This is a genomic window from Dokdonella fugitiva (assembly GCF_014138265.1).
Taxonomy (GTDB): domain Bacteria; phylum Pseudomonadota; class Gammaproteobacteria; order Xanthomonadales; family Rhodanobacteraceae; genus Dokdonella_A; species Dokdonella_A fugitiva_A.
Genome location: NZ_JACGXL010000002.1, coordinates 119,400 through 141,075 on the forward strand (window position 1 = coordinate 119,400; position 21,676 = coordinate 141,075).

The 21,676-nt window shown below is 70.5% G+C and carries 23 protein-coding genes; 9 read left to right on the plus strand and 14 right to left on the minus strand.

The genetic code is table 11. The features are described 5' to 3' along the window. The first annotated feature begins 74 nt into the window (after positions 1-74). Complete coding sequence (locus FHW12_RS06750) at positions 75-821, plus strand: pteridine reductase (protein ID WP_182530253.1); 747 nt, start codon at positions 75-77, stop codon at positions 819-821. 229 nt (positions 822-1,050) lie between these two features. Here the strand turns inward: FHW12_RS06750 and folK are convergent, their stop codons facing one another. From folK to tsaD, 3 genes are all read right to left on the minus strand, one after another. Next, positions 1,051-1,533, minus strand: coding sequence for a 2-amino-4-hydroxy-6-hydroxymethyldihydropteridine diphosphokinase (folK, locus tag FHW12_RS06755; RefSeq protein ID WP_182530254.1), 483 nt, complete (start codon positions 1,531-1,533; stop codon positions 1,051-1,053). Between the two features lie 11 nt (positions 1,534-1,544). Then, positions 1,545-1,910: a dihydroneopterin aldolase gene (gene folB / locus FHW12_RS06760; protein WP_182530255.1), complete on the minus strand. Its 366-nt coding sequence runs from the start codon at positions 1,908-1,910 to the stop codon at positions 1,545-1,547. 99 nt (positions 1,911-2,009) lie between these two features. Then, positions 2,010-3,056, minus strand: a complete 1,047-nt coding sequence (tsaD, locus tag FHW12_RS06765) for a tRNA (adenosine(37)-N6)-threonylcarbamoyltransferase complex transferase subunit TsaD (protein WP_182530256.1) — start codon at positions 3,054-3,056, stop codon at positions 2,010-2,012. A gap of 56 nt (positions 3,057-3,112) precedes the next feature. Between tsaD and rpsU the strand changes: the two genes are divergently transcribed. Then, entirely contained in the window at positions 3,113-3,328 is a 216-nt protein-coding gene (gene rpsU, locus FHW12_RS06770; RefSeq protein ID WP_131996031.1) for a 30S ribosomal protein S21, read from the plus strand. Between the two features lie 139 nt (positions 3,329-3,467). On the opposite strand, the gene FHW12_RS06775 is transcribed toward rpsU, so the two are convergent. Beyond that, on the minus strand, positions 3,468-4,148 hold the full coding sequence (locus FHW12_RS06775; protein ID WP_182530257.1) for a YceI family protein: 681 nt from the start codon (positions 4,146-4,148) through the stop codon (positions 3,468-3,470). Positions 4,149-4,309: 161 nt separating this feature from the next. Here FHW12_RS06775 and FHW12_RS06780 point away from each other — a divergent pair, with 161 nt between their 5' ends. From FHW12_RS06780 to FHW12_RS06805, 6 genes are all read left to right on the plus strand, one after another. Beyond that, positions 4,310-5,188, plus strand: coding sequence for a winged helix-turn-helix domain-containing protein (locus FHW12_RS06780; RefSeq protein ID WP_182530258.1), 879 nt, complete (start codon positions 4,310-4,312; stop codon positions 5,186-5,188). A gap of 29 nt (positions 5,189-5,217) precedes the next feature. After that, positions 5,218-5,664, plus strand: a complete 447-nt coding sequence (locus FHW12_RS06785) for a GatB/YqeY domain-containing protein (protein WP_182530259.1) — start codon at positions 5,218-5,220, stop codon at positions 5,662-5,664. A 17-nt stretch (positions 5,665-5,681) separates the two neighbouring features. After that, a complete protein-coding gene (locus tag FHW12_RS06790; protein WP_182530260.1) occupies positions 5,682-5,879 on the plus strand; it encodes a PspC domain-containing protein in 198 nt (65 codons plus the stop codon). Between the two features lie 53 nt (positions 5,880-5,932). Next, on the plus strand, positions 5,933-7,732 hold the full coding sequence (locus FHW12_RS06795) for a DNA primase (protein WP_182530261.1): 1,800 nt from the start codon (positions 5,933-5,935) through the stop codon (positions 7,730-7,732). 213 nt (positions 7,733-7,945) lie between these two features. Further along, positions 7,946-8,155: a cold-shock protein gene (locus FHW12_RS06800; protein WP_131996022.1), complete on the plus strand. Its 210-nt coding sequence runs from the start codon at positions 7,946-7,948 to the stop codon at positions 8,153-8,155. 76 nt (positions 8,156-8,231) lie between these two features. Continuing rightward, the gene (locus tag FHW12_RS06805) at positions 8,232-8,384 is read left to right on the plus strand and encodes a hypothetical protein (RefSeq protein WP_182530967.1); all 153 of its coding nucleotides are present in this window, start codon (positions 8,232-8,234) and stop codon (positions 8,382-8,384) included. A 9-nt stretch (positions 8,385-8,393) separates the two neighbouring features. Here FHW12_RS06805 and FHW12_RS06810 read toward each other — a convergent pair whose 3' ends face one another. From FHW12_RS06810 to FHW12_RS06845, 8 genes are all read right to left on the minus strand, one after another. After that, positions 8,394-9,887 (minus strand): tetratricopeptide repeat protein, encoded by a 1,494-nt coding sequence (locus FHW12_RS06810; protein ID WP_182530262.1) that lies wholly within the window; start codon positions 9,885-9,887, stop codon positions 8,394-8,396. A gap of 36 nt (positions 9,888-9,923) precedes the next feature. After that, positions 9,924-10,778, minus strand: coding sequence for a D-alanyl-D-alanine carboxypeptidase family protein (locus FHW12_RS06815; RefSeq protein WP_182530263.1), 855 nt, complete (start codon positions 10,776-10,778; stop codon positions 9,924-9,926). Beyond that, positions 10,778-11,737 carry a DUF3617 domain-containing protein gene (locus FHW12_RS06820; RefSeq protein ID WP_182530264.1) on the minus strand — a complete coding sequence of 320 codons (960 nt, stop codon included), beginning with the start codon at positions 11,735-11,737 and terminating at the stop codon, positions 10,778-10,780. The genes FHW12_RS06815 and FHW12_RS06820 overlap by 1 nt, the downstream gene beginning before the upstream one ends. A gap of 169 nt (positions 11,738-11,906) precedes the next feature. Further along, positions 11,907-12,383 carry a hypothetical protein gene (locus FHW12_RS06825; protein WP_182530265.1) on the minus strand — a complete coding sequence of 159 codons (477 nt, stop codon included), beginning with the start codon at positions 12,381-12,383 and terminating at the stop codon, positions 11,907-11,909. Positions 12,384-12,462: 79 nt separating this feature from the next. Next, positions 12,463-14,073, minus strand: a complete 1,611-nt coding sequence (locus FHW12_RS06830; RefSeq protein WP_182530266.1) for a phytoene desaturase family protein — start codon at positions 14,071-14,073, stop codon at positions 12,463-12,465. 61 nt (positions 14,074-14,134) lie between these two features. Next, positions 14,135-15,319, minus strand: coding sequence for a Kelch repeat-containing protein (locus FHW12_RS06835; RefSeq protein ID WP_182530267.1), 1,185 nt, complete (start codon positions 15,317-15,319; stop codon positions 14,135-14,137). Between the two features lie 124 nt (positions 15,320-15,443). Beyond that, positions 15,444-17,924 carry an Ig-like domain-containing protein gene (locus FHW12_RS06840; protein WP_182530268.1) on the minus strand — a complete coding sequence of 827 codons (2,481 nt, stop codon included), beginning with the start codon at positions 17,922-17,924 and terminating at the stop codon, positions 15,444-15,446. Between the two features lie 80 nt (positions 17,925-18,004). Continuing rightward, complete coding sequence (locus FHW12_RS06845) at positions 18,005-19,294, minus strand: MFS transporter (RefSeq protein ID WP_182530269.1); 1,290 nt, start codon at positions 19,292-19,294, stop codon at positions 18,005-18,007. Between the two features lie 214 nt (positions 19,295-19,508). Between FHW12_RS06845 and FHW12_RS06850 the strand changes: the two genes are divergently transcribed. After that, complete coding sequence (locus FHW12_RS06850) at positions 19,509-19,937, plus strand: hypothetical protein (RefSeq protein WP_182530270.1); 429 nt, start codon at positions 19,509-19,511, stop codon at positions 19,935-19,937. 54 nt (positions 19,938-19,991) lie between these two features. On the opposite strand, the gene FHW12_RS06855 is transcribed toward FHW12_RS06850, so the two are convergent. Together FHW12_RS06855 and FHW12_RS06860 are read right to left on the minus strand one after the other, a co-directional pair. Further along, positions 19,992-20,471, minus strand: coding sequence for a glutathione peroxidase (locus tag FHW12_RS06855; protein ID WP_182530271.1), 480 nt, complete (start codon positions 20,469-20,471; stop codon positions 19,992-19,994). An 81-nt stretch (positions 20,472-20,552) separates the two neighbouring features. Next, complete coding sequence (locus tag FHW12_RS06860) at positions 20,553-21,674, minus strand: dipeptidase (RefSeq protein WP_182530272.1); 1,122 nt, start codon at positions 21,672-21,674, stop codon at positions 20,553-20,555. Positions 21,675-21,676 lie beyond the last annotated feature (2 nt).

A 21,676-nucleotide genomic window follows, 5' to 3' on the forward strand; every position in this document is an offset into this window, starting at 1 on the left:
CTGGTCGGCCGCGGCGTTCTGCGGCACTCTCGACAATGGCATGCGGGAAGCATAACCCGAAGGAGAGCGCGACGATGGCGAGCACGCAGCAACGGCCGGTGGCGCTCGTGACCGGCGCCGCGCGGCGTGTCGGCGCGACGATCGCGCGCACCCTGCACGCGGCCGGCTACGACGTCGCCCTGCATGCGCGCAACTCGTACGCGGAACTGGAAGCGCTCGCGCTCACGCTCGAAGCGCAACGCCCCGACAGCACGCTGACCTTGCAGGCCGAGCTCGCCGACGCCGACTGCCTGCCCGACCTCGTCGACGCCGTGCTCGCGCGCTTCGGCCGCATCGATGCGCTCGTCAACAACGCGTCGTCGTTCTTCCCGACGCCGCTCGCGACGGTCACGCCGTCGCAATGGGACGAGCTGTTCGCGGCGAACGCGCGTGCGCCGCTGTTCCTCGCCCAGGCCGCCGCGCCGCACCTGGCCGGCCGCAACGGCGCGATCGTCAACCTCGTCGACATCTACGCCGAACGACCGCTGCCGCGTCACAGCGTCTACTGCATGGCGAAGGCCGCGCTCGCGATGCTCACGCGCGCGCTCGCGCAGGAACTCGCGCCGCTCGTGCGCGTGAACGGCGTCGCGCCCGGCGCGGTGCTGTGGCCCGAGGCGGGCAAGGACTACGCCGACCAGCAGGAACTCATCGCGCGCACGCCGCTCGCGCGCGCGGGCACGCCCGACGACGTCGCCGGCACCGTGCTCTGGCTGCTGCGCGACGCGCGCTACGTGACCGGCCAGATCATCCGCGTCGACGGCGGCCGCTCGCTATCGATGTGATGCCGGGGTGGAAGCGAAAGATTGAAACACGAAGGACACGAAGAACACGAAGGAGAGCGAAAAGCAGGAAGAGATTGAAACACGGAGCACACGGAGCACACGGAGAAAGCAAGAAATGAAGTGACGCTACCTCCGTGTGCTCCGTGTGCTCCGTGTTTCAACCTTTCCGTCTCTTGCTTGCTCTCCTTCGTATTCTTCGTGTCCTTCGTGTTTCAGGCTTTGTAGCCGCCTACAGCGTGACCCGTTCGAAGCGAGTCGCGCGGTCGGGCGAGGCGGCCCAGAGTTCGGCGAGCGCGCGGCCATCGCCGGGGACGCGCAGGTCCGGCGCGATCTCGGCGAGCGGCTTGAGCACGAACGCCTCGCGCAGCTCGCGCCGCGGCACCTGCAGGTGGCCGGGGCCGTCGATGATCGCGTCGTCGAACAGCACGATGTCGACGTCGAGCGTGCGGCTCGAATAACGCGGCACGTCGCGGCGGCGACCATGGCGATCCTCGAGCGCGTGCAGCCAGTCGTTCAATGCGGCGGCGGCGAGATCGCTGTCGATGCCGGCCGCGAGGTTGACGAAGTCGGGGCCGTCGAAGCCGACCGCGGGAAAGCGGTAGGCCGGCGAGGCGACGATCGCGCCGAAGCGCGCGCGCAGCTCTTCGAGCGCCGCGCGCAGGTGGCGCTCGGCGTCGAGGTTGGAGCCGAGGCTGAGCCAGGCGCGATGCACGTCGCGCGTCGCTAGGCGCCGGGCGAGCGCTCGCCGCGCTCGATGATCACGCCGACCGCGCGCGAACCGGTCACCGCACCGGGCTTGGACAGCTTGAGACGCAGCCAGCGCACGCCGAACTCCGCGCGGATGATCTCGGCGCAGCGCTCGGCCAGCGTCTCGACGAGTTCGAAGCGCGATTCGCCGACGAACGCGATGAGCCGCTTCGACACCGCCTTGTAGTCGAGCGTGTCGCCGATGCGGTCGCTCGCCGCAGGACGGGTGTTGTCGAACGCCATCTCGATGTCGAGCGCGACGACCTGGCGCGTCGTGCGCTCCCAGTCGTAGATGCCGATGATCGTTTCGATGCGCAGGTCTTCGATGAAAACGAGATCCATGGAACGCCGCTGGCGGTGGAACGAACGTGCATGATCCCCGAACGCGCGGCGCAGCGGAACCCGCGCCGGGCGTCGATGCGCCGCCTGCGGCGACTTCGTTCAGGCGACCGGCGGCAGGCTTGCGAGGTCCCAGCGCGGACGCACGCGGATTTCCGGCGTTTCGTGCTGGCCGACGGCGAGGCGCAGCGCGCCCGCGAGCGCGATCATCGCGCCGTTGTCGGTGCAGAACTCGAGGCGCGGGAAGTGCACGCTGAAACCTTCCCGCGCGCCCGCCTCGGCGAGTTCAGCGCGCAGGCGACGGTTCGCGCCGACGCCACCCGCGATCACGAGACGGCGTGCGCCGGTCTGCGCGAGGGCGCGGCGGCACTTGATCGCGAGCGTCTCGACGATCGCTTCCTCGAACGCGCGCGCGACGTCGGCGCGGGTCTGTTCCGCACGGTCGGAGTGCTGCCAGGCGAGCAGGACCTGGGTCTTCAGGCCCGAGAAGCTGAAGTCGAGGCCTGGCCGGTCGGTCATCGGCCGCGCGAAGCGGAACACGCCGGGACGCCCCTGCTCGGCGAGGCGCGCGAGCGCAGGGCCGCCCGGGTACGGCAGGCCCATGAGCTTGGCGGTCTTGTCGAATGCTTCGCCGGCGGCATCGTCGAGGGTGTCGCCGAGCAAGGTGTAGCGGCCGATCCCGGCGACCTCGATGAGCATCGAATGACCGCCCGACACGAGCAAGGCGACGAACGGCGGCTCGGGCGGGTCAGCCTCGAGCAGCGGCGCGAGCAGGTGCCCTTCCATGTGGTGCACGCCGATCGCGGGCAGGCCGAGCGACCAGGCCAGTGCGCGCGCCGCGGTCGCGCCGACGAGCAGGGCGCCGACGAGCCCCGGCCCGGCCGTGTAGGCGACCCCGCCGAGGTCGGCGACGCCGAGGCCGGCGCGGGCCAGGGTTTCGCGCACGAGCGGCATCAGCTTGCGCACGTGGTCGCGCGAGGCGAGCTCGGGCACGACCCCGCCGTAGTCCGCGTGCATGCGGATCTGGCTGTAGAGGGTGTGGGCGAGCAGGCCGCGGGCCGGGTCGAACACGGCCACCCCGGTCTCGTCGCAGGAGGTTTCGACCCCGAGCACGGGGCCGTGGCCCGCCTTTGCAATGGGCTGATTCATCGGGATAGAATACACGGCTCGCCCGCCAGCCCCGGGCCTGTGTCATTGGAGAATGTATGCCCAGCGTCAAAGTTCGCGAAAACGAACCGTTCGAGTTTGCCCTGCGCCGTTTCAAGCGCACGTGCGAGAAGGCCGGCGTGCTGGCCGAAGTGCGCAAGCGCGAGTTCTACGAAAAGCCGACCCAGGAGCGCAAGCGCAAGCGCGCTGCCGCGGTCAAGCGTCACCTCCGCCGCGTTTCGCGCGACGTGACCAAGCGCCAGCGCCTGTACTGATCCGCGGATCCGTCCGCGCGAGCGCGCACGCCTGCGTGCGGACCCGCAAGGGCCTCGCTCGCCACGCGACGGATCGGATGAAAGGGCTGTTCATCGGCCGGCACCTGCGAAGGTGCCGGCTTTTTGCGTTGCGGCGGCGTCAGTCCGTCGCCGCTTTCGCGGCGATCGCCTCGGCCTCAGCGGCCGCGGTTTCGTACTGTTTGCGGTCGGCGTCATTCGCCGCGTCGGCGGCCTGCCGGCGCAGGTATGCGGCGAACGGCTTCGCCTCTTCGCCCTGCAGCGTGACATGGATCTCGACCTCGTCGCCGACCTGCGGCACGAAGCGGCCGAGGCCGAAGTCCGAGCGCTTGAGCCGCGTGGTCGCCTCGAAGCCGATCGACGGTACGCCGTTGCGCGGGTTCGTGCCGATCTTGTTGAGCGTCGCCTCGAGCACGACATTGCGCGTCACGCCGTGCACGACGAGGTCGCCGCCGACGCGGTAGCCGCCGTGCCCGCGCGCCTCGACGGTCCGGCTGGTGAACGTCGCCTCGGGGAATTTCGCGAGGTCGAAGAAGCTGTCCGAGCGCAGGTCCTCGTCGAGGTCGGGCACCCCGCTCGTCATCGCCGCGAGCGGGATCTTCACCTTCACCGACGCCTTCGCCGGCGCGGCCGGGTCGAACACGAGCACGCCCTCGACGCGCGCGAACTGCGCGGTCGGAAACGCGAAGCCGAGGTGGTCCCAGCGCACGACGCCTTGCGTGTGGCGGGACTCGACGAGGTAGGTCGCCGCCTGCGACGGCACGGCGGCGGCGAGCAGGAGGACGGGCAGGAAACGGCGCATTTCGGTACTCCGTGGGGTGGAACCGCGAGGCTGCCGCGGACGACCACCGCGAGTCCTGACGAACGCCTGAAGAATCCTGAAACAGCCTGAAACACCGCGCCGGCGCGGCGCGCCGACGCCGAGCTACAATCGAAGGTCACCCGCCACCCCGAAACGGACGCATGCCCGAGTCCATGGACAGCCCATTGCGCGTCGGCGACTGGCGCGTCGATCCGCTGCTCGGCGAGATCGCCCGCGACGGCCGCAGCGTGCGCCTCGAGGCGCGCAGCATGCGCCTGCTCGTGCACCTCGCCGCGCGCGCGGGCGAGGTCGTACGCATCGACGACCTGCTCGAACAGGTCTGGGCCGGCGTCGTCGTCACGCCCGACTCGGTCTACCAGGCGGTGACGTCGCTGCGACGCTCGCTCGGCGACGACGCGAAGAAGCCGGCCTACATCGCGACCGTGCCGCGACTCGGCTACCGCATGGTCGCGCGCGTCGAACCGTGGCGCGACGCGCCCGCTCCGGCGTCGGTCGCGCGCGGCGGTGTTCGCTGGCGCCGCGTCGGCGCGGCGGCGGCGGTCGCGGTCGTGCTCGTGGGCGCGCTCGCGTGGGCGACGTTCCGTGCACACGCGACCGTGTCCGCGCCATTGTCGATCGCGGTGCTGCCGTTCCTCGACCTGACCTCGCAGGCGATGGACGAGGAGTACGTCGCCGACGGCATGACCGAGGAAGTCATCGACGACCTCGGCGTCCTGCCCGGCGTGCGCGTGCAGTGCGCAGCCGAAACGTTGCACGGCAAGGAAGCATCGTTGCCGGTCACCGACGTCGCGCGCGCGCTCCGCGTCGACTACGTGCTCGACGGCAGCGTGCGCCGGTCCGATGCGACCTACCGCGTCGCCGCGCGCCTGCTGCACGCCGGCGACGGCCACGTGGTCTGGACGCAGAGCTACGACCGTCCGCTCGGCGACGTCGTCGCCCTGCAGAAGGACCTCGCCGGCGAGATCACCCGCTCGCTGCAGGCGCGCCTCGCGCCTGCAGCCACCAACGACGCCCGCTGACCCCCGCGGTCCGGGCCATGGAGTATCCGATGTCACTCAAGCAGCAGCTCACCGACGACATGAAGGCCGCGATGAAGGGCGGCGAGAAGGACCGCCTCGGCGTGATCCGCCTCGTCAACGCGGCGATCAAGCAGCGCGAAGTCGACGAACGCATCGTGCTCGACGACGCGCAGGTGCTCGCCGTGCTCGAGAAGATGCTCAAGCAGCGCAAGGACTCGGTCACGCAGTACGAGGGCGCGGGCCGCGAGGACCTCGCTGCGGTCGAGCGCTACGAAATGGGCGTGATCGAGGCCTACATGCCCGCGAAGATGTCCGCCGCCGAGATCGACGCGATCGTCGCCAAGGCGATCGCCGACGCGGGCGCGACGAGCGCGAAGGACATGGGCAAGGTCGTCGGCCTGGTCAAGCCGCAGGTCGCCGGACGCGCCGACATGGGCCAGGTCTCGGCGCTCGTCAAGCAGAAACTCGGCGGCTGACGCGGAGGAACACGATCATGACCGATGCACGGCCGCTGCGCCGTTCGCGCCGCAATCGCGTCGTCGCCGGCGTGATGGGCGGCATCGCCGAACATTTCGGACTCAACCCGACCGGGCTGCGCGTCGTCTACGTGGTCGGCTCGATCGTGTCCGCCGCATTCCCGGGACTGCTCGTCTACCTGATCCTGTGGCTGCTGATCCCGCAGGACGGCTGACGCGCCGGCGATCGCCCGGCGGCCACCGTCCACGCGTGGCATGCTGAGCACCCATGCCCGGCCGCATCCCCGAAAAATTCATCGACGACCTGCTCGCGCGCGTCGACATCGTCGACGTGATCCAGGAGCGCGTGCCGCTGAAGAAGGCCGGGCGCGACTGGTCGGCGCGCTGTCCGTTCCACGACGAGCGCTCGCCGTCGTTCACGGTGAGCCCGGCCAAGCAGTTCTACCACTGCTTCGGCTGCGGCGCGCACGGCAGCGCGATCGGCTTCCTCATGAACTACGACCGCCTCGAGTTTCCCGACGCGGTCGAGGAACTCGCGAACCGCATCGGCCTCAAGGTGCCGTACGAAGGCGGCCGCGAGGCGCCGCGCGAGGACAGCAGCGACCTCTACAACCTGCTCGACGCGGCCGCGGCGTTCTTCCGCCGCCAGCTCGACGCGAACGACCGCGCGCGCGCGTACTTCGACGGCCGCGGCCTCGACGCGACGACGCTCGCGCGCTTCAACCTCGGCTTCGCGCCCGATGCGTGGGACGCGCTGAAGAACGCGCTCGGCACGAGCGCGCAGCGCATCGCGCTGCTCGAGAAGGCGGGCATGCTCACGAGCGGCGAGCGCGGTTCGAAGTACGACCGCTTCCGCAACCGCGTGATGTTCCCGATCCTCGACCGGCGCGGACGCACGATCGCCTTCGGCGGCCGGATCATCCCGGAAGTGCGTGCTTCATTTGAAGAGTCCGGCGAGGGATCGCCGGTTCTTGATCGTCGCGCGCAGGATGCGCGCAAAGGGGAAACCGGCCCGAAGTACCTCAACTCGCCCGAGACGCCGCTGTTCCACAAGGGTCGCGAGCTGTTCGGCCTGTGGCAGGTGCGCGAGGCGCACGCGAAGATTCCGCGCCTGATCGTCGTGGAGGGCTACATGGACGTGATCAGCCTGCACCAGTTCGGCGTGCCGCAGGCGGTCGCCACGCTCGGCACCGCGACCACGCGCGATCACGCCGAGATCCTGTTCCGCCAGTGCGCCGACGTCTACTTCTGCTTCGACGGCGACCGCGCGGGCCGCCAGGCCGCCTGGCGCGCGGTCGAGTCGGTGCTGCCGCGCATGCGCGACGGCCGCCAGGCGCTGTTCCTGTTCCTGCCCGACGGCGAGGACCCGGACACGCTCGTGCGCAAGGAGGGCCTCGCCGGCTTCGAGCAACGGCTCAAGGACGCGATGCCGCTGAGCGAGTTCTTCTTCGGCGAACTCGGCAAGGACGTCAACCTCGGCTCGCTCGACGGCAGGGCTCGTCTCGCCGAGCGCGCGCGGCCGCTGCTCGCGCAGATTCCCGACGGCGCGTTCCGCGATCTCATGCTCGCCGAACTCGACAAGTCGACCGGCGTGCGCGTGCAGGTCGCCGCACCGCCGTCCGACGCGGCGGCGAAGCCGCGCAACGCGCGACCTGCGCAACGCTCGCTCGTGCGCGCCGCGATCACCCTGCTCGTGCAGCGCCCGGCGCTCGCGCTCGCGCTCGAACCGCCGTGGTCGTTCGCGGAGCTGCGCCAGCCCGGCATCCCGTTGCTGGTCGAGCTCATCGGGCTGTGCCGCACGCGCACGAGCCTCACGACCGGCGCGCTGCTCGAGCATTTCGGCGAGCGCGAAGAAGCGAAATCGCTGCAGAAGCTCGCGATCGTCGACTTCCCCGGCGGCGAGAGCGAGGCGCGCGCGGAGTTCGTCGACGCGATCGCCCAGCTCGAACGGCAGACCACGCAGCAGCGCCTCGACGACCTCTCGCGCAAGCAGGCCGAGGGGCCGCTCGCGGACGAGGAAAAGCAGGAACTGCGCGCCCTGCTCGCCGGCAAGGCGGCGCGAACCTGAACGAATGCGGCCCGTCGATTCGCTTTGCGGAGCGATTGCCTGTATGGTGGGTCCACTGTGTTTGTCAGGGTCACTGTGAACCGTGACCTGAAGCGATCGAAATTCGATCCGCTCCATCGCCTCACCTCGCTTTCTCCTTGCCAACCTCAGTCTCGACCCGGGATGTACCCGGATCGCGAATTCCATTGTTTTTTCGAGTAGCAGGAGTCAGTCATGGCGAATCGCCAGAGCGGTACGGTCAAGTGGTTCAACGATGCGAAGGGTTTCGGCTTCATCACGCCGGAAAGCGGCCCCGACCTGTTCGTGCATTTCCGCGCGATCCAGGGCACGGGCTTCAAGACCCTCGCCGAAGGTCAGCGCGTCACGTTCGTTCCCGTGCAGGGCCAGAAGGGCATGCAGGCCGATCAGGTGCAGCTGGCGTAAGCCGCTTCACGTGCGTTGGAATCAGGCAAACCCCGGGTCGCGAGGCCCGGGGTTTTCTTTTTGAAGGAGCCCGCCGATGGCGATGAAACCCAACTACAACTTCGAGAAGCGCCAGCGCGAACTCGCGAAGAAGAAGCAGCAGGACGAGAAGCGCCAGAAGAAGCTCGCGCGCGGTGGCGACAAGCCGGCCGGCGACCCCGCGCCGACGCCGCCGAAGCCGGCGCCGTAACACGCCGCCCTACTCGACCGTAGCCGCCGCGCACGTCGCCGGCGTCGTGTCGCCCGGCGCGACCAGGTCGAGGTCGATCAGCGCCTGTGCATTCGCCGGGTCCAGCGCGAGCGCGCAGCGGTAAGCACCCGCGGCGCGCGGCGCGTCACCGTCGAGCCGATAGGCATAACCGAGGTTGAGCCAGGCGCGCGCCTTGCGCGGTGAATCGCGCACGGTCGCCTGCCACAGCGCGACTTCGCTGCGATAGTCGGCGTTGCGCTTCCACGTCGCGACCGCGAACGTCGCGCACAGCATGCAGGCGGCGACGCCGGCGGGCACGCGGCCATGCGCCCTTCCCGCGGCACGAGCGAACACGCACGCAAGCGCGAGCATCGGCCCGGCGAGCGCGAGGTAGACGTGGCGATCGTTGGCGAGATCGAGTCGCGGCAGCAGCGAATTGGCAGGTGCGAGCTGCAGGAAGTACCAGCCGATCGCGAACGCGAGCCACGGCAGGCGCCGGCGCGCGGCCAGCATCGTCGCGACGAGGGTCGCGAGCAGCAGCAGGCTCGCGCTCAGCGTCCCCGACCATGCCGCCGGCACGCGCAGGTCAGGATCGATGTTGGTGGCGCCCGCGAGCGAATGCGTGATCAGGTATGCGTGCGCGAGGAGCTGACCCATCGCCTGCCCGGCGAGCGAGCGCGTCGACAGGCTCACGCCGAAAAACACGTGGTAACCCGGTGTCGCGATCGCGGCGAGCGCGGCCGCGGCGAGCACGAGCGCGTACGGCCACAGCGACCGCAGCGTCGCGCGCAGCGGATCGCCGCGCGCCCACGCGCGCAGCAGCGGGATCGCCGGCATCACCAGCGCGGTCTCGCGCACCGCGAGTGCGAGCGCGAACAGCACGGGGCCGATCCACGCGAGCGCGCGACGCGACGGTCGTTCGCGCGCGACGTCGTCGGCGAGCACGGCAGCGAGCACGAACGTCGCGGCGAGCGAGATCGAGCGACCGCTCGCATAGGTGACCGCTTCGGTCGCCGCGGGATGCAGCGCGAACAGCACCGCGGCCAGCCATGCCGCGGCCTCGACGCGGCCGAGTGAAGGCGCGAGCCGAGGCAGCCAGCGCCGCCACAGCGCCCACAGCAGGCATGCGTTGGCGGCGTGGATCGCGATGTTGGTCGCGTGGATCGCGACGGCGCCGCCGCCGAGATCGAACGTGAGCGCGTAGCCGAGTTTCAGCAGCGGCCGGATGCCCGGCAACGCGTGCCACCAGCCGGCGAGGCTGCGTGCCGACGGATGGGCGAGGATCGCCGCGAAATCATCGAACTGGTACGAGGCCGAGAGGGCGTTCGCATAGGCGACGAGGACGGCGGCGACGAGGATGATGAGCGCAAGCCCCGTGCGCGTGCCGAAGCGCGCCAGCGCAAGCGTTGCGGAGGCGGTCGGCGTGCCGTCGCCCGGAACGGGTGCGCGCGCGCCGACGCCATTCCCACCCGACCCTCCGCTCGAAGAGGAGGGCTGGAGCACGCTGCGTCGGGGAAGCCGTCGCGAGGTCACGCGCGCCTAGCGGATCGAGGCCGCCACGGTTTCGAACGCGAGCTCGACGAGGCCGACGCTGTCCCACCAGCGTTCGGGCGCGTGCAGCAGCACCGCGAGCACGCGATGCCCGTCGCGCTCGACGATCGCGACGAGGCAACGGCCGGCCGCGGGCGTCGTTCCGGTCTTGAGCCCGCGCGCGCCGGGCAGGTCGGTGAGCAACGCATTGGTCGAACGCGCCGACAGGATGCGGCCGCGCGCGGTCGCGATACGGATCTCGCGTCGTTGCGCGGCGTCGGCGAGCACCGGTTCGGCCAGCACCGCACGCGACAGCACTGCGAGATCGCGCGCGCTCGTGTGCTGCGCGGGATCGTCGTGTCCGCACGGATTCGCGTAATGCGTGTCGGACAGCCCGAGTTCCGCCGCGCGCGCGTTCATGCGCGCGACGAATGCACCGGCCGGGTCGCCCGCGTCGACCGCCGCGCCAACGTCGTCGGCGAGCGCGCGGCATGCGTCGTTGGCCGAGCGGACCATCGCCGCGAGCAACAGGTCGCGCCGCGTCACGTGCTCGCCGCGGCGCAAGCCGATGCGCGTGCCGGTTTCCGCCGCGGCACCCGCGGACACCTCGACCCAGGCATCGAGATCGCCCTGCTCGACCGCGACCAGCACGGCCATGAGCTTGGCGAGGCTCGCCATCGGCAGCCGCGCGTCGGCGCGGCCGGCCCAGAGCGGCCGGCCGTCGAGTTCGACCCAGTACGCGGCGGCGACGTCGGGATAGGCGTCGGTCGGCGCATCCGCCGCCGCCATCGACGACCGCGAGCCTGCACACGCGAGCCCCAGCACGAGCGCGCACGCCCGGGCGAACGTGCGCGACGCGTGCATCAACGACTGCCGTTCGGGCCCTTCGAGCCCGCCTCGCTGCCGCGCGCGCGCAGGCGTTCGGTCGCGTAGCTGCCGCAGAATGCGCGGTACGGCGAGGACTGCATCGCGGTGTAGCCACGACCTTCGCATTGCTGCGCGGCGAGCGTGCGCGCGCGGTCGGCGCAGTGCTGTACGAGGAAGCGACCGCTACGGTTCGGATCGGCGTCGGCGCAGTGCCTGGGCGCGAGATCCGGACAGAAGTCGCCGACGAAATCGAGGTTGCCGCCGGATTCGGCGCGGGCGCAGGTCTTCGCGAGGATCGTCGCGCGCGAGCCGCCGCCGCAGGCTTCGACGGCCTGCCAGGCGATGCCGGCGAACGTGCGATCGGCTTCGGCGAAATGCGCCGGATCCTCGGCCTGCCCCATCGTGCGGCTCACGTTCGCGCAGAACTTCTCCTTGTAGGTCGGACACGCCGCCTTCGGCCCGACGTACATCGAGTACGCCGGGATCGAACCGAGCTGCGCCTCGCACGCCTGCGCGGTCATCGCCTTGCCCATCGCCTCGGGCGATTCGCTCGCGTAGTCGCAGCCGCCGATGCGCTGGCCTTCGTAGCTCATCGTGATCTGCTGGCCCTGCACCTGTGCCTTCATGCTGCCGCGATAGCCGTCCGCCAGCGTCTCCATCTCGCCGTCGCCGGTCATCGCGTTCTTGCCGGTGCAGACGATGTGGTACGAGGCCTTGCTGCCGTCGATGCGGAAGTTCTGCACGTCGCAGTCCTTGTCCTTCGGGATCGCCTGCTCGCTGACCGGTTTGGCATGCGCGGTGCAGACCTCGACCGGCTTGCCCGGCATCGACATGCCGGCCATCTGCATCTTCGTGGTCACGCGATAGCGGTCACCGCTGTCGGGCGCCGCGACGGCGGCGATCGTGGCGCAGCACAACGCGGCGGCAACGACGTTGCGCAGGTGGAACGGGGTCATGGATCGCTCTCCGGAACGGCGCACGGGACGCCGGGTGCTTCCCTCTACGCGAAAGCGGGCCGGAAACCCCAAGGCCTGCGAAGCAGGCCGGCCGGCGCCACGGCGGGCGGGCGTCAAGACCGCGGGCGCGGCGATCACACCGGCATGGATGCGCGCCTGCCGTCGCGCCTCAGCCGCCCTTGCACGGCTGCGAGATGCACGGTCCGGCGACCTTTTCCTGCATGAGCTTCTGGCTCGCCTCGCGCTGCGCCTCGATCTCGCCGTAGGTACGGCAGGTGGTCGAAACGATGCGCGACCCCGGCACGGCGCCCCGTTCGCAGACGAGGCGGTCGCGGTCGCGCAGCTCGAGCACCGCGTTGACCGATTCCTGCGCGTTGAACAGCGCGATCTTGTCATCGCCGGTCATCGCATCGACCGAACCGGCCTTGTCGAACAACGCCAGCATCTGCGCGAGGCCGTGCTCGACCTTGTCGCGTTCGGCCGCCTTCACGTACGAGTAGCGGCCACCGCCGTCCATCTCGTGACGGACATTCGCAGCGACCGCCTCGAACGCGTCCTTCGTGGTCGCCTGCACCGGCTTGTCGGCAGCGGCGAACGCGGACGTGCCGCAGGTCGCGGCGAGCAGCACGGCGAGCATCGCTTTCATGCGCAACTCCGGTCACGAGGTCCGGTCGATGCTAGGACCGCGACGCATACGCGTCAACGACATGCCTCGTAGGGATCGCTCAGCGCAGGTCGTGCAGGATCGCGCGCGCCGCGTTGTGGCCGGGCGCGCCGGTCACGCCGCCGCCGGGGTGCGTGCCCGCACCGCACAGGTAGAGCCCGGCGAGCGCGCCGCGGTAGTCGGCGTAGCCGAGCATCGGGCGTGCGCTGAACAGCTGGTTGAGCGACAGCGCGCCATGGAAGATGTCGCCGCCGAGCAGGCCGAAATCGCGCTCGAGGTCGAGCGGCGACTTGATCTGCCGGCCGAGCACGGACGCCTTGAAGCCGGGCGCCCAACGGTCGACCGTGTCGATCATGAGGTCGGCGACTTCGTCGCGATGATCGTCCCACGAACGGCCGTCGGACAGCTGCGGCGCGACGTGCTGACAGAACAGGCTCGCGACGTGGCGGCCCGGCGGCGCGAGCGAATCGTCGAGCGTCGAGGGAATCAGCATCTCGACGATCGGTTGCTTCGACCATCCGTGAGCGCGCGCATCGAGGTACGCGCGATCCATGTAGTCGAGGCTCGGCGCGATGATGATGCCGGCGGTCAGGTGGTCACCCGCCGCGGGCAAGGCGCGGAAGCGCGGCAACTCGCTCAGCGCGACGTTCATGCGGAACGTGCCCGAGCCGCAGCGCCAGTTCGCCATGCGCTCGCGCACCGGCGCCGGCACGACCGCAGGGTCGAGCAGGCGCTCGTAGAGCAGTTTCGGATTGACGTTGGCGACGATCGTGCGCGCGCGCAGCGTTTCACCCTTGTCGGTGACGACGCCGACCGCGCGACCGCGCTCGACGATGATCTCGCGCACGCCGCTGCCGGTACGGATCTCGACGCCAGACGCGGCCGCCGATCTCGCCATCGCCTGGGTGATCGCGCCCATGCCGCCGATCGCGTGCCCCCAGGCACCCTTGACGCCGTTGACCTCGCCGAACACGTGGTGCAGCAGCACGTAGGCGCTGCCCGGCGTGTATGGACTCGCATAGTTGCCGACCACGCCGTCGAAACCGAACAAGGCCTTGATCGGCTCGCTCTCGAAGAAGCGGTCGAGGTATTCCGCCGCGGAGATCGCGAACAGGTCGAGCAGGTCGGTGCGCAGGCCCGCATCGAGCGCCTTCACGCGCTTGCCGAGCCGGCCCGCGCGCAGCAGTTCGGGCAGCGCCTTGAACCAGCCGCCTTCGACCACGTTCGGCGGCGCCTCGAGCGCGAGCGCGCGCAACTCGTCGGCGATCGCGTCGAGGCGGCGCTCGTACTCGGGCAGTCGCTCGGCGTCGCGCCTGGAAAACTTCGCGACCTCGGCGTGCGTGCGCCCGGCGCCGCTGATCAGGTAGTTCTTCGCCGGATCCGCATCGTCCGGCAGCGGCAGGAAGTTGTTGAGCTTGCGCTGCACGACGCGCAGGCCGTGGCGTTCGAGTTCGAGCTCGCGGATCACCTTCGGCTGCAGCAGCGACACCGTGTAGGCGGCGACCGAGTTGCGGAAGCCGGGATGGAATTCCTCGGTGACCGCGGCGCCGCCGACGACGTCGCGCCGTTCGAGCACGGTGACGGTGCGCCCCGCGCGTGCGAGGTAGGCCGCACAGACGAGGCCGTTGTGGCCGCCGCCGATCAGGATCGCATCGCGCATGGATTCGCTCATGCGCCGATTATCCGATGATTTCGCCGGCCGGCGCACCGCCGCGCCCGGACCCGCTCGCCGGTCAGCGCGCCGCGCCGTCGAAGCCGTCGACGAAGATCGCGTCGGTGGTTTCCGGCACGAAGCGCTCGGCGGCCACGGTCGGCATGTCGCCGACCGTGTCGCCCGCGAACGCCCAGCCGCCCGCGAGCAGGACGCTGCCGTCGGCGAGCGTGACCGGCGTCGCCTCGTAGCGCGGCACCACCATCGGGCCGATCGCCTCGAAGCTCGCGGTCGCGGGATCCCAGGCTTCGGCGATCGCGACCGTCACGCTGCCCGGTTCGCCGACCAGGTGCGCGCCGCCCGCGACGAGCACGCGACCATCCGGCAGGCGCGCCGCGGCCTGCATCTCGCGCGCGTGCGCGAGCGTGCCCGCGGGCGTGAACGTGGCGGTCGCCGGATCGTAGACGGCTGCGCCCGGGTAGTAGATCGGGAAGCCGCCGCCGTAGCCGCCGTCGCTGCCGCCGGCCATGAGCACGCGACCGTCGGCGAGGCGCACGAACGATTGCACTTCGCGCGGTTCGGGCAGGTCGCCGGTCGATGCGAACGTGCCGGTCAGCGGATCGTAGAGTTCGGCGCTCGCGAGCGGCCCGCCGACGCCGTCGCCGCCCGCGATGAGCACGCGACCGTCGGCGAGGCGCAGCGCGAGCGGCTGGATGCGCGCCTCGACGAGTGCGCCGGTCGCGCTGAACGTGCCTGTCGCCGGGTCGTACAGTTCGGCGCTCGCGAGCACGTCGCGCGCGGTGAGGCCGCCGGCGACGAGCACTCGGCCGTCCTCGAGCAGGGTCGCGCTCGCGACGTAGCGCGGGCCGGCCATCGAGCCGGTCCCGCTGAACTGGCCGGTCGCGGGATCGTAGAGCTCGGCCGTCGCGAGCGCGTCGCCGCTCGTGCCGCTGCGCCCGCCGAGCACGAGCACGCGCCCGTCGGCGAGTGCGGCGACGGTCGGTCGCATGCGCGTCTGGGTCATCGATCCGGTCGCCACGAATGCGTCGCTCGCGGGGTCGTACAACTCGGCCTGGATCAGATGCACGCCGAAGTCGGCGATGCCGCCGGTGAACAGCACGCGGCCGTCGGGCAGCAGCGCGGTGCCGTAGGACGCGCGCGGCGTCGCCATGTCGCCACTGCGCTGGAACGAGCCGCCGGCGATCGCGGAAGCGGATGAAAGGATGAAGGCGGGGATCGCGCAGGCGATCGGATGCGGGCGATGCATGGCGGACCCCAGTCGGCGGCAACGGACGCCGCACCCTGCGCCGATGCCGCCCCACCCGCATGCGCGCCGCCTCAGCGGTGCATTCGCGCGCCATTTGGAACGCGGTCGTAGCGACCGCGCAGGCTCACTCCCAGCCGTTCGCGAAGATGTGGTCGCGTTCGATCGCGTTGGCGACCGAGACGTCGCCGACGACGTCCTCGGTGTGGTGGCCCGAATAGTCGTACGCGGTCGCGCTGACGTCGTAGAGTCCGTTGGCAACCGTCTGCGTGTCCCAGTCGAGCCGGTACGGCAGGCTCGTGTCGGTACCGACGAGGTTTCCCGCGACGCGGAACTCGACGCGCGAGACGCCGAAGTCGTCGTGCGCATCCGCGGTGACAGTGGCGATGCCGCTCAGCACCTGGTTCTTCGCCGGCGTGAGCAGGTGCACGGTCGGCGCGTCGACGTCATCGCCGGGCGGTTGCGGCGGTTGCGGCGCGCCGCCGTCGTCGATGCGGTAGCTGACGATGTTGGACCAGTTGACCTTGCCGGCGACGTCGGTCGCGGCGAGCCGGAACAAACGATAGCCCGCGCCGAGCGGCGCCGTCGTCAATGCGAACTGGTACGGCGCAGTGTCCGCGCTCGCGCGCCGGATGTTGTCGACGTAGAGATCGAGGCGCGCGACGCCAGTGTCGTCGTAGGCGCGCGCGTCGAGCGTGACCGAACCAGCGAGCGCGGTGCCGCCGAGCGGCACGAGCAACGAGGACTGCGGCAGGCTGTGCTCGCCCGCCGGCGCGGCGAACGGCGCGATCGTCGTGCGCCCGTCGCGCGTGATGCGCACCGCCGTCTGGCCATCGTCGATGCGCACGACGTTGCCGGGTGGCGCGTCTGCGCTGAAGCCCACGTCGGACGGCGTCTGCAGCAACGGGTACTCGAAGTCGAGCGCATCCGGATTCACATTCGCGCTGCTGCCGATGCGCAACGCCGCGATGCGCGCGCCGCGCAGTGTCGCGTGGCGGAACACGGTCGGTCCCTGCGTGCCGTCGAACGTGTGGTCGTCGGACTGGATCAGGTAGTCGACGATGCCGGCGCCGTCGAACACGACGTCGTCGAAGCGCACGGTCGCGCCGTCGGCCGACACCGCCTGCAGGCGCAAAGCACCTTCGGCGTTGCCGTACAGGCGCGCGTCGAGGTAGTGGTAGGCGTTGCCGTAGGCGCCGTGCGCAAGGCCGGCGCCGCCGTTGTGGTACGCGGCGAAGTCGGCGAGCACGTGCGGCTCATTGTCGTTCTGCCAGACGAACAGGCCGTGGCGCGCGTTGTTGTGCGCGATGTTGCCGTGCGAGAAATCCCACACGCCGTGTTCCTGGCTCGCGCCGCTGCTTTCCGGCCAGTCGAAGCCGGACGCGTCGACGTTGCCTTGCACGCCGACCGCGACCGAATCGCGCACGACGTTGCGCATCCCTTGCGCGAGCGTGAAGCCGTTGAGGCGGAAGCCGCGGTATACCGGCTCGGAGAAGATGCGTGCCGCGATCGCATGGTCGTAGACGGTGTCGTGCGTCTCGTCGCCGCGCGCGTCGGGCGCGGCGAGGTCCCACCAGTAGGCTTCGTCGGCGGTCGAATAGGCGACCGTGTCGTGGAACGTGATGCCGTGGCTGAGGTGCGGCACGAACGCGTGCGAACCACCGTCGCGCACGACCGTGCCGAACACCTGCGAGCCGCGGCTGCCGTCCTGCGAATGGTGGAAATGCAGGCCGTAGCGGCCGAGCACGGGCACGGTCGCGTCCTCGCCCGGCTGGCGCGGCCCCATGTAGCGGATCTGCACGTACGCAATCGTCTGCGGGTGCCACGCATGCACGAACACGTGCGCGCGCCCGCTCGGCGTGCCTTCGATGCGCACGTTGCGCGTGAGGTTGATCACTTCGGCAGTCCAGCGGCCGTCGATCTGCGGATGCGCGCGCGCGGTCGCGACGTCCCAGTGGATCGTGCTGCCGGCGACGCCGCTCAAGGTCGCTTCGTCGAAGCCCTCGACGCTCGCCGCGCCGACCGTCGGCGATTCGGTCGGCGCGATGCTGATCGCATCGCCGGCCTGCCAGCCGACCGGTGCCGATTCGAGCGTCGCGCTCGTCGCGCCCTGAGCGAGGCCGCCCTGCAAGCGCAGCCAGCCGCTGCGCGGGCTGCCGACGAGGTCGAGCTGGCCCGGCCCCATCACCCACAGGCCGACGTCGCTCGCGAGCGGCATCATGCCGCCGCCGACGAAGGCCGCCTCGTCGACGTCGACGAAACGCAGCACCTGGTCCACCGCGGGACTCGCGGGCCGCATCACGAGGCGACCTTCGACGACGACGTTGGCGTCGCTCTCGAGCATGCCACCGTGGTCGGCGGCGTAGCGCAGCGTGCCGCCCGCGCGTACATGCAGGCCATGCACGCGCCGGCTCGCGACGTCGAACACGACGTCCGTGCCGGCGCCGATCGTGACCGAGTCGCCCTCGAGCGGAGCCGCTCCGCCCCAGGTCGCGGGTTCGCTCCACGCGCCGGAGGCGACGCTGACGCGTTCGACCGCGGACGCCATCGGCGATCCGCACAGCAGGACGGTCAGGAGCAACGACAGGCAACGGCGGTCGGTGCGCATCGGGCGGCCATCGGTCGGGCGATCGCCGCAGTCTAGGCGAAGCCGTGCCGACGGCACGTGCTGCGCGCCTCACTTCCGCATCAATGTTCCATTGTGCGCGCCGCGCGCATCGGCACGAAGGCGAGCACGACGCCGAGCAGGCACAGCGCCGCGACGTACCAGGCCGGCGCGAGCGGCGCGTCCTTCATGAGCATGGTGACGACGAGCGGGGTGAGGCCGCCGAAGACCGCGTAGGCGACGTTGTAGGCGAACGACACGCCCGAGTAGCGCACCGCGGGCGGGAACGCCTGCACCAGCAGCACCGGGATCACGCCGACCACGCCGACGCAGAAGCCGGTCGCGCCGTACAGCAGGTACAAGCGGTCGGGAGCCTGCGCGAGGCCGAAGTAGAACAGCAAGGTGGTCGCGAGCAGCAGCGCGCAGCCGAGGCCGAGCGCCCGCGCCGCGCCGAGGCGGTCGGCGAGCAGGCCGAACGCGATGCAGCCGAGCGTCAGCGCGAACGTCGCGACGCTGTTCGCGGCGAGCGCGCGCGGCGCCGGGATCGCGTACAACTTCTGGATCAGGGTCGGCGTCATGAGGATCAGCACGACGATGGCCGCAGTGAGCAGCCAGGTCAGCAGCATCGACAGCACGACGGCGCGGCCGTGCCCGGCGAGCACGACCTTGAGCGGCAGGCCGCGCACGAGTTCGCGCCGACGGCGCAGCTCCTCGAACACCGGCGTCTCTTCGAGCAGGCGGCGCAGGAACACCGCGCACAGGCCGAATACGCCGCCGACGAGGAACGGCACGCGCCAGCCCCAGGCGAGCAGTTCGGCCGCGTCGAAATGCGTGTTGACCGCGGTCGCGATCAGCGAACCGAGCAGGATGCCCGCGGTGAGGCCGGCAGTGAGCGTGCCGCAAGCGAAGCCGATGCGGCGTTCGTGCACGTGCTCGGCGACGAACGTCCATGCGCCCGGCACCTCGCCGCCGACCGCGGCGCCCTGCAGGATGCGCAGCAGCAGCAGCGCGATCGGCGCGGCGACGCCGATCGACGCCCAGGTCGGCAGCAGGCCGATCGCGAGTGTCGGCAACGCCATCAGCAGCACGCTCAGCATGAACATGCGCTTGCGCCCGTCGCGGTCACCGTAGTGCGCCATGAGGATGCCGCCCAGCGGTCGCGCGAGGTAACCCGCGGCGAACAGGCCGAAGGTCTGCAGCTGGCGCAGCCAGTCCGGCGTGTCGGGCGGGAAGAACAGCTGGCCGATCGTCGCCGTGAAGAACACGAAGATGATGAAGTCGTAGAACTCGAGCGCGCCGCCGAGTGCGGCGAGCGTGAGCGTGCGGACTTCGTCGCGGCGAAGCATCGGGGCGGGCGCGGCGGGCATGGTCATCCGGGGAAGCGGCGATGCGCATACATACCATCGCGGCCGGGCGCGTGCCTACTTGCCCGCGCCCCGGCCACCCCGCCCGCGGGCCGCCCCGTCGGCCCCGCCGGGCGCTGACGTCTCAGTAATATTGTATACGTAGTGCCATGTATACTATTGCTCGCGCGACGCCGTCCGGCGCCCGGCACGTCGCCGCTTCCACCCTCGAAGGAGTCGTCCCATGAACATGCTTCATGCTCTTGCGCTCGCCGTCGCGCTCGCCGCTTCGCCGCTCGCGTCCGCGGCAGGCAAGGGTCCCGCCAGCGCGAAGGATCGTTCGGAAAAGGCCGTGCCCGCCGCCAGTGCCGGCACCACCTCGCTCGCCTGCTATTTCCAGAAAGGGGACAGCACGACGTGGTACTGGGGCCTGACCTCGGATTCGCAGTGGTATCAGCTGCCGGGCGCGTGGCAGACGACGCCGTACACGAAGCTCGAGAAGTTCTTCTCGACCGCGAACCAGAACGACATCACGCAGGCCTGCGGCTACTCGTCGACGTACTACGGCCTGGTCGGCTATTCACTGCTCGCCGCGTTCGCCGCGCAGAAGAACGCCGGCTACAACTATCCGATCATCGTCGGCGGCAACACGGAGCTGTGGCCGCAGTACTGAGCAGGATCGACGACCGGCGTTCCACCGAACGCCGGTCGTCCGCTGCGCCGGGCTTCAGAGCCGGCCGGCGAGTTCCTTGCCGATCGCTTCGGGCGTGTCGGTCGGCGCGTAGCGCTTGACGACCTCGCCTTCCTTGTCGACGAGGAACTTGGTGAAGTTCCACTTGATCGCCTCGCTGCCGAGGAGGCCCTTCGCTTCCTTCTTGAGGTAGCGGTAGAGCGGGTGCGCATTCGTGCCGTTGACGTCGACCTTGGCGAACATCGGGAACTGCACGTCGTAGGTGAGCGAGCAGAAGTTCTTGATCTCCGCCTCGTCGCCGGGCTCCTGGTGGCCGAACTGGTCGCACGGGAAGCCGAGCACGACGAGGCCCTGGCCGCGGAACTTCTCGTACAGCGCCTCGAGCCCGGTGTACTGCGGCGTGAAGCCGCATTTCGAAGCGACGTTGACGATCAGCATCGTCTTGCCGCGGTAGGCGGACAGCGACTGCTCGTCGCCGTCGATGGTCTTCGCGCTGAAATCGTAGATCGAGGTCATTGGCCGCCTCCGTGTTCGGGCCAGTGTATGCCCGCGCCCGCGCGCAGCCTAGTGGGTCGCCGCGCGCGTCGACCGCCGGGCTCAGCCCCACACGTCGGTGAACACGCGCGCGAAGTTGCCGCCGAGGATCTTCTCGATGCGCGCGTCGGAATGGCCGCGCTCGGACAGCTTCGCCGCGAGCAGCGCGAAGCGATCCGGCGCGTTGAGGTCGGGGACGAAGAAATAGAGCCCTTCGGCCTTGCGCGCGGGGCCGAACACACCCTGCGCGACGGTGTCGCGCATGAGTTCGAGGTTCTGCTTCTCGAACGCAGGCGTGCGCTCGGTCGAGGTGATCGCGCCGTCGGTGCCGATGCCGACGTGGTCTTCGCCGCAGACGTCGATCGCGTGCTCGATGTGGCGGATCACGTCGATCGCGAGCGGCTGTCCTTCGGCGCGCAGGTACGGCCAGAACATGATGCCGACGACGCCACCGCGGGCGGCGAGCGCGCGCAGTTCGTCGTCGCCGACGAGGCGCGGCAGGTCCGACAGCGCGCGGCAGCCGCTGTGGCTGATGATCACCGGCGCCTTCGACGCCTCGATGCCTTCCTTCATCGTGCGCTGCGAACCGTGCGCGAGGTCGACGACGATGCGCTCCGTGTTGAGGCGTTCGACCAGCGCGTGGCCGAAGTTGCTGAGGCCGGCGTTGCCGGGTTCGAGCGAACCGTCACCGACGAGGTTGCGTCGGTTGTGCGTGAGTTCGATCACGCGGATGCCGAGCTGGCGGAATGCGGCGACGTGGTCGAGGTCGTTGCCAACCGGCTCGGCGCCCTGGAAGCGCAGGATCAGGCCGAGGCGGCGCTCGCGCTGCGCGCGGCGCAGGTCGGCGGCCGACTCGACGATCAGGAACGTGTCGGCGTGTGCGGCGGCGCGCGCGCGCGTGCGCATGATGTCGCCGACCGCCTGCTCGAAGTCCGCGCCCGTGCCCGTCACCTGCAGCAGGATCGCCGACAGGCCCGATTCGCGCGCCTGCGCGAGTTCGCGCGCGACCGCCTTGGCGTCGACGTCGTCGGCACGCAGCAGTTCGAGGCCGGCCTCGCCGTCGATCGACAACGCGTCGTGGTAGCGTGGCCAGCGGGCGGGTGCGCCGGCGCGCGAACGCGCCGGCCACGCGCCGAGCGCCGCGGCGAGCGCCGCCGCCTGCAGGAAACCCCGTCGATCGGTCATCG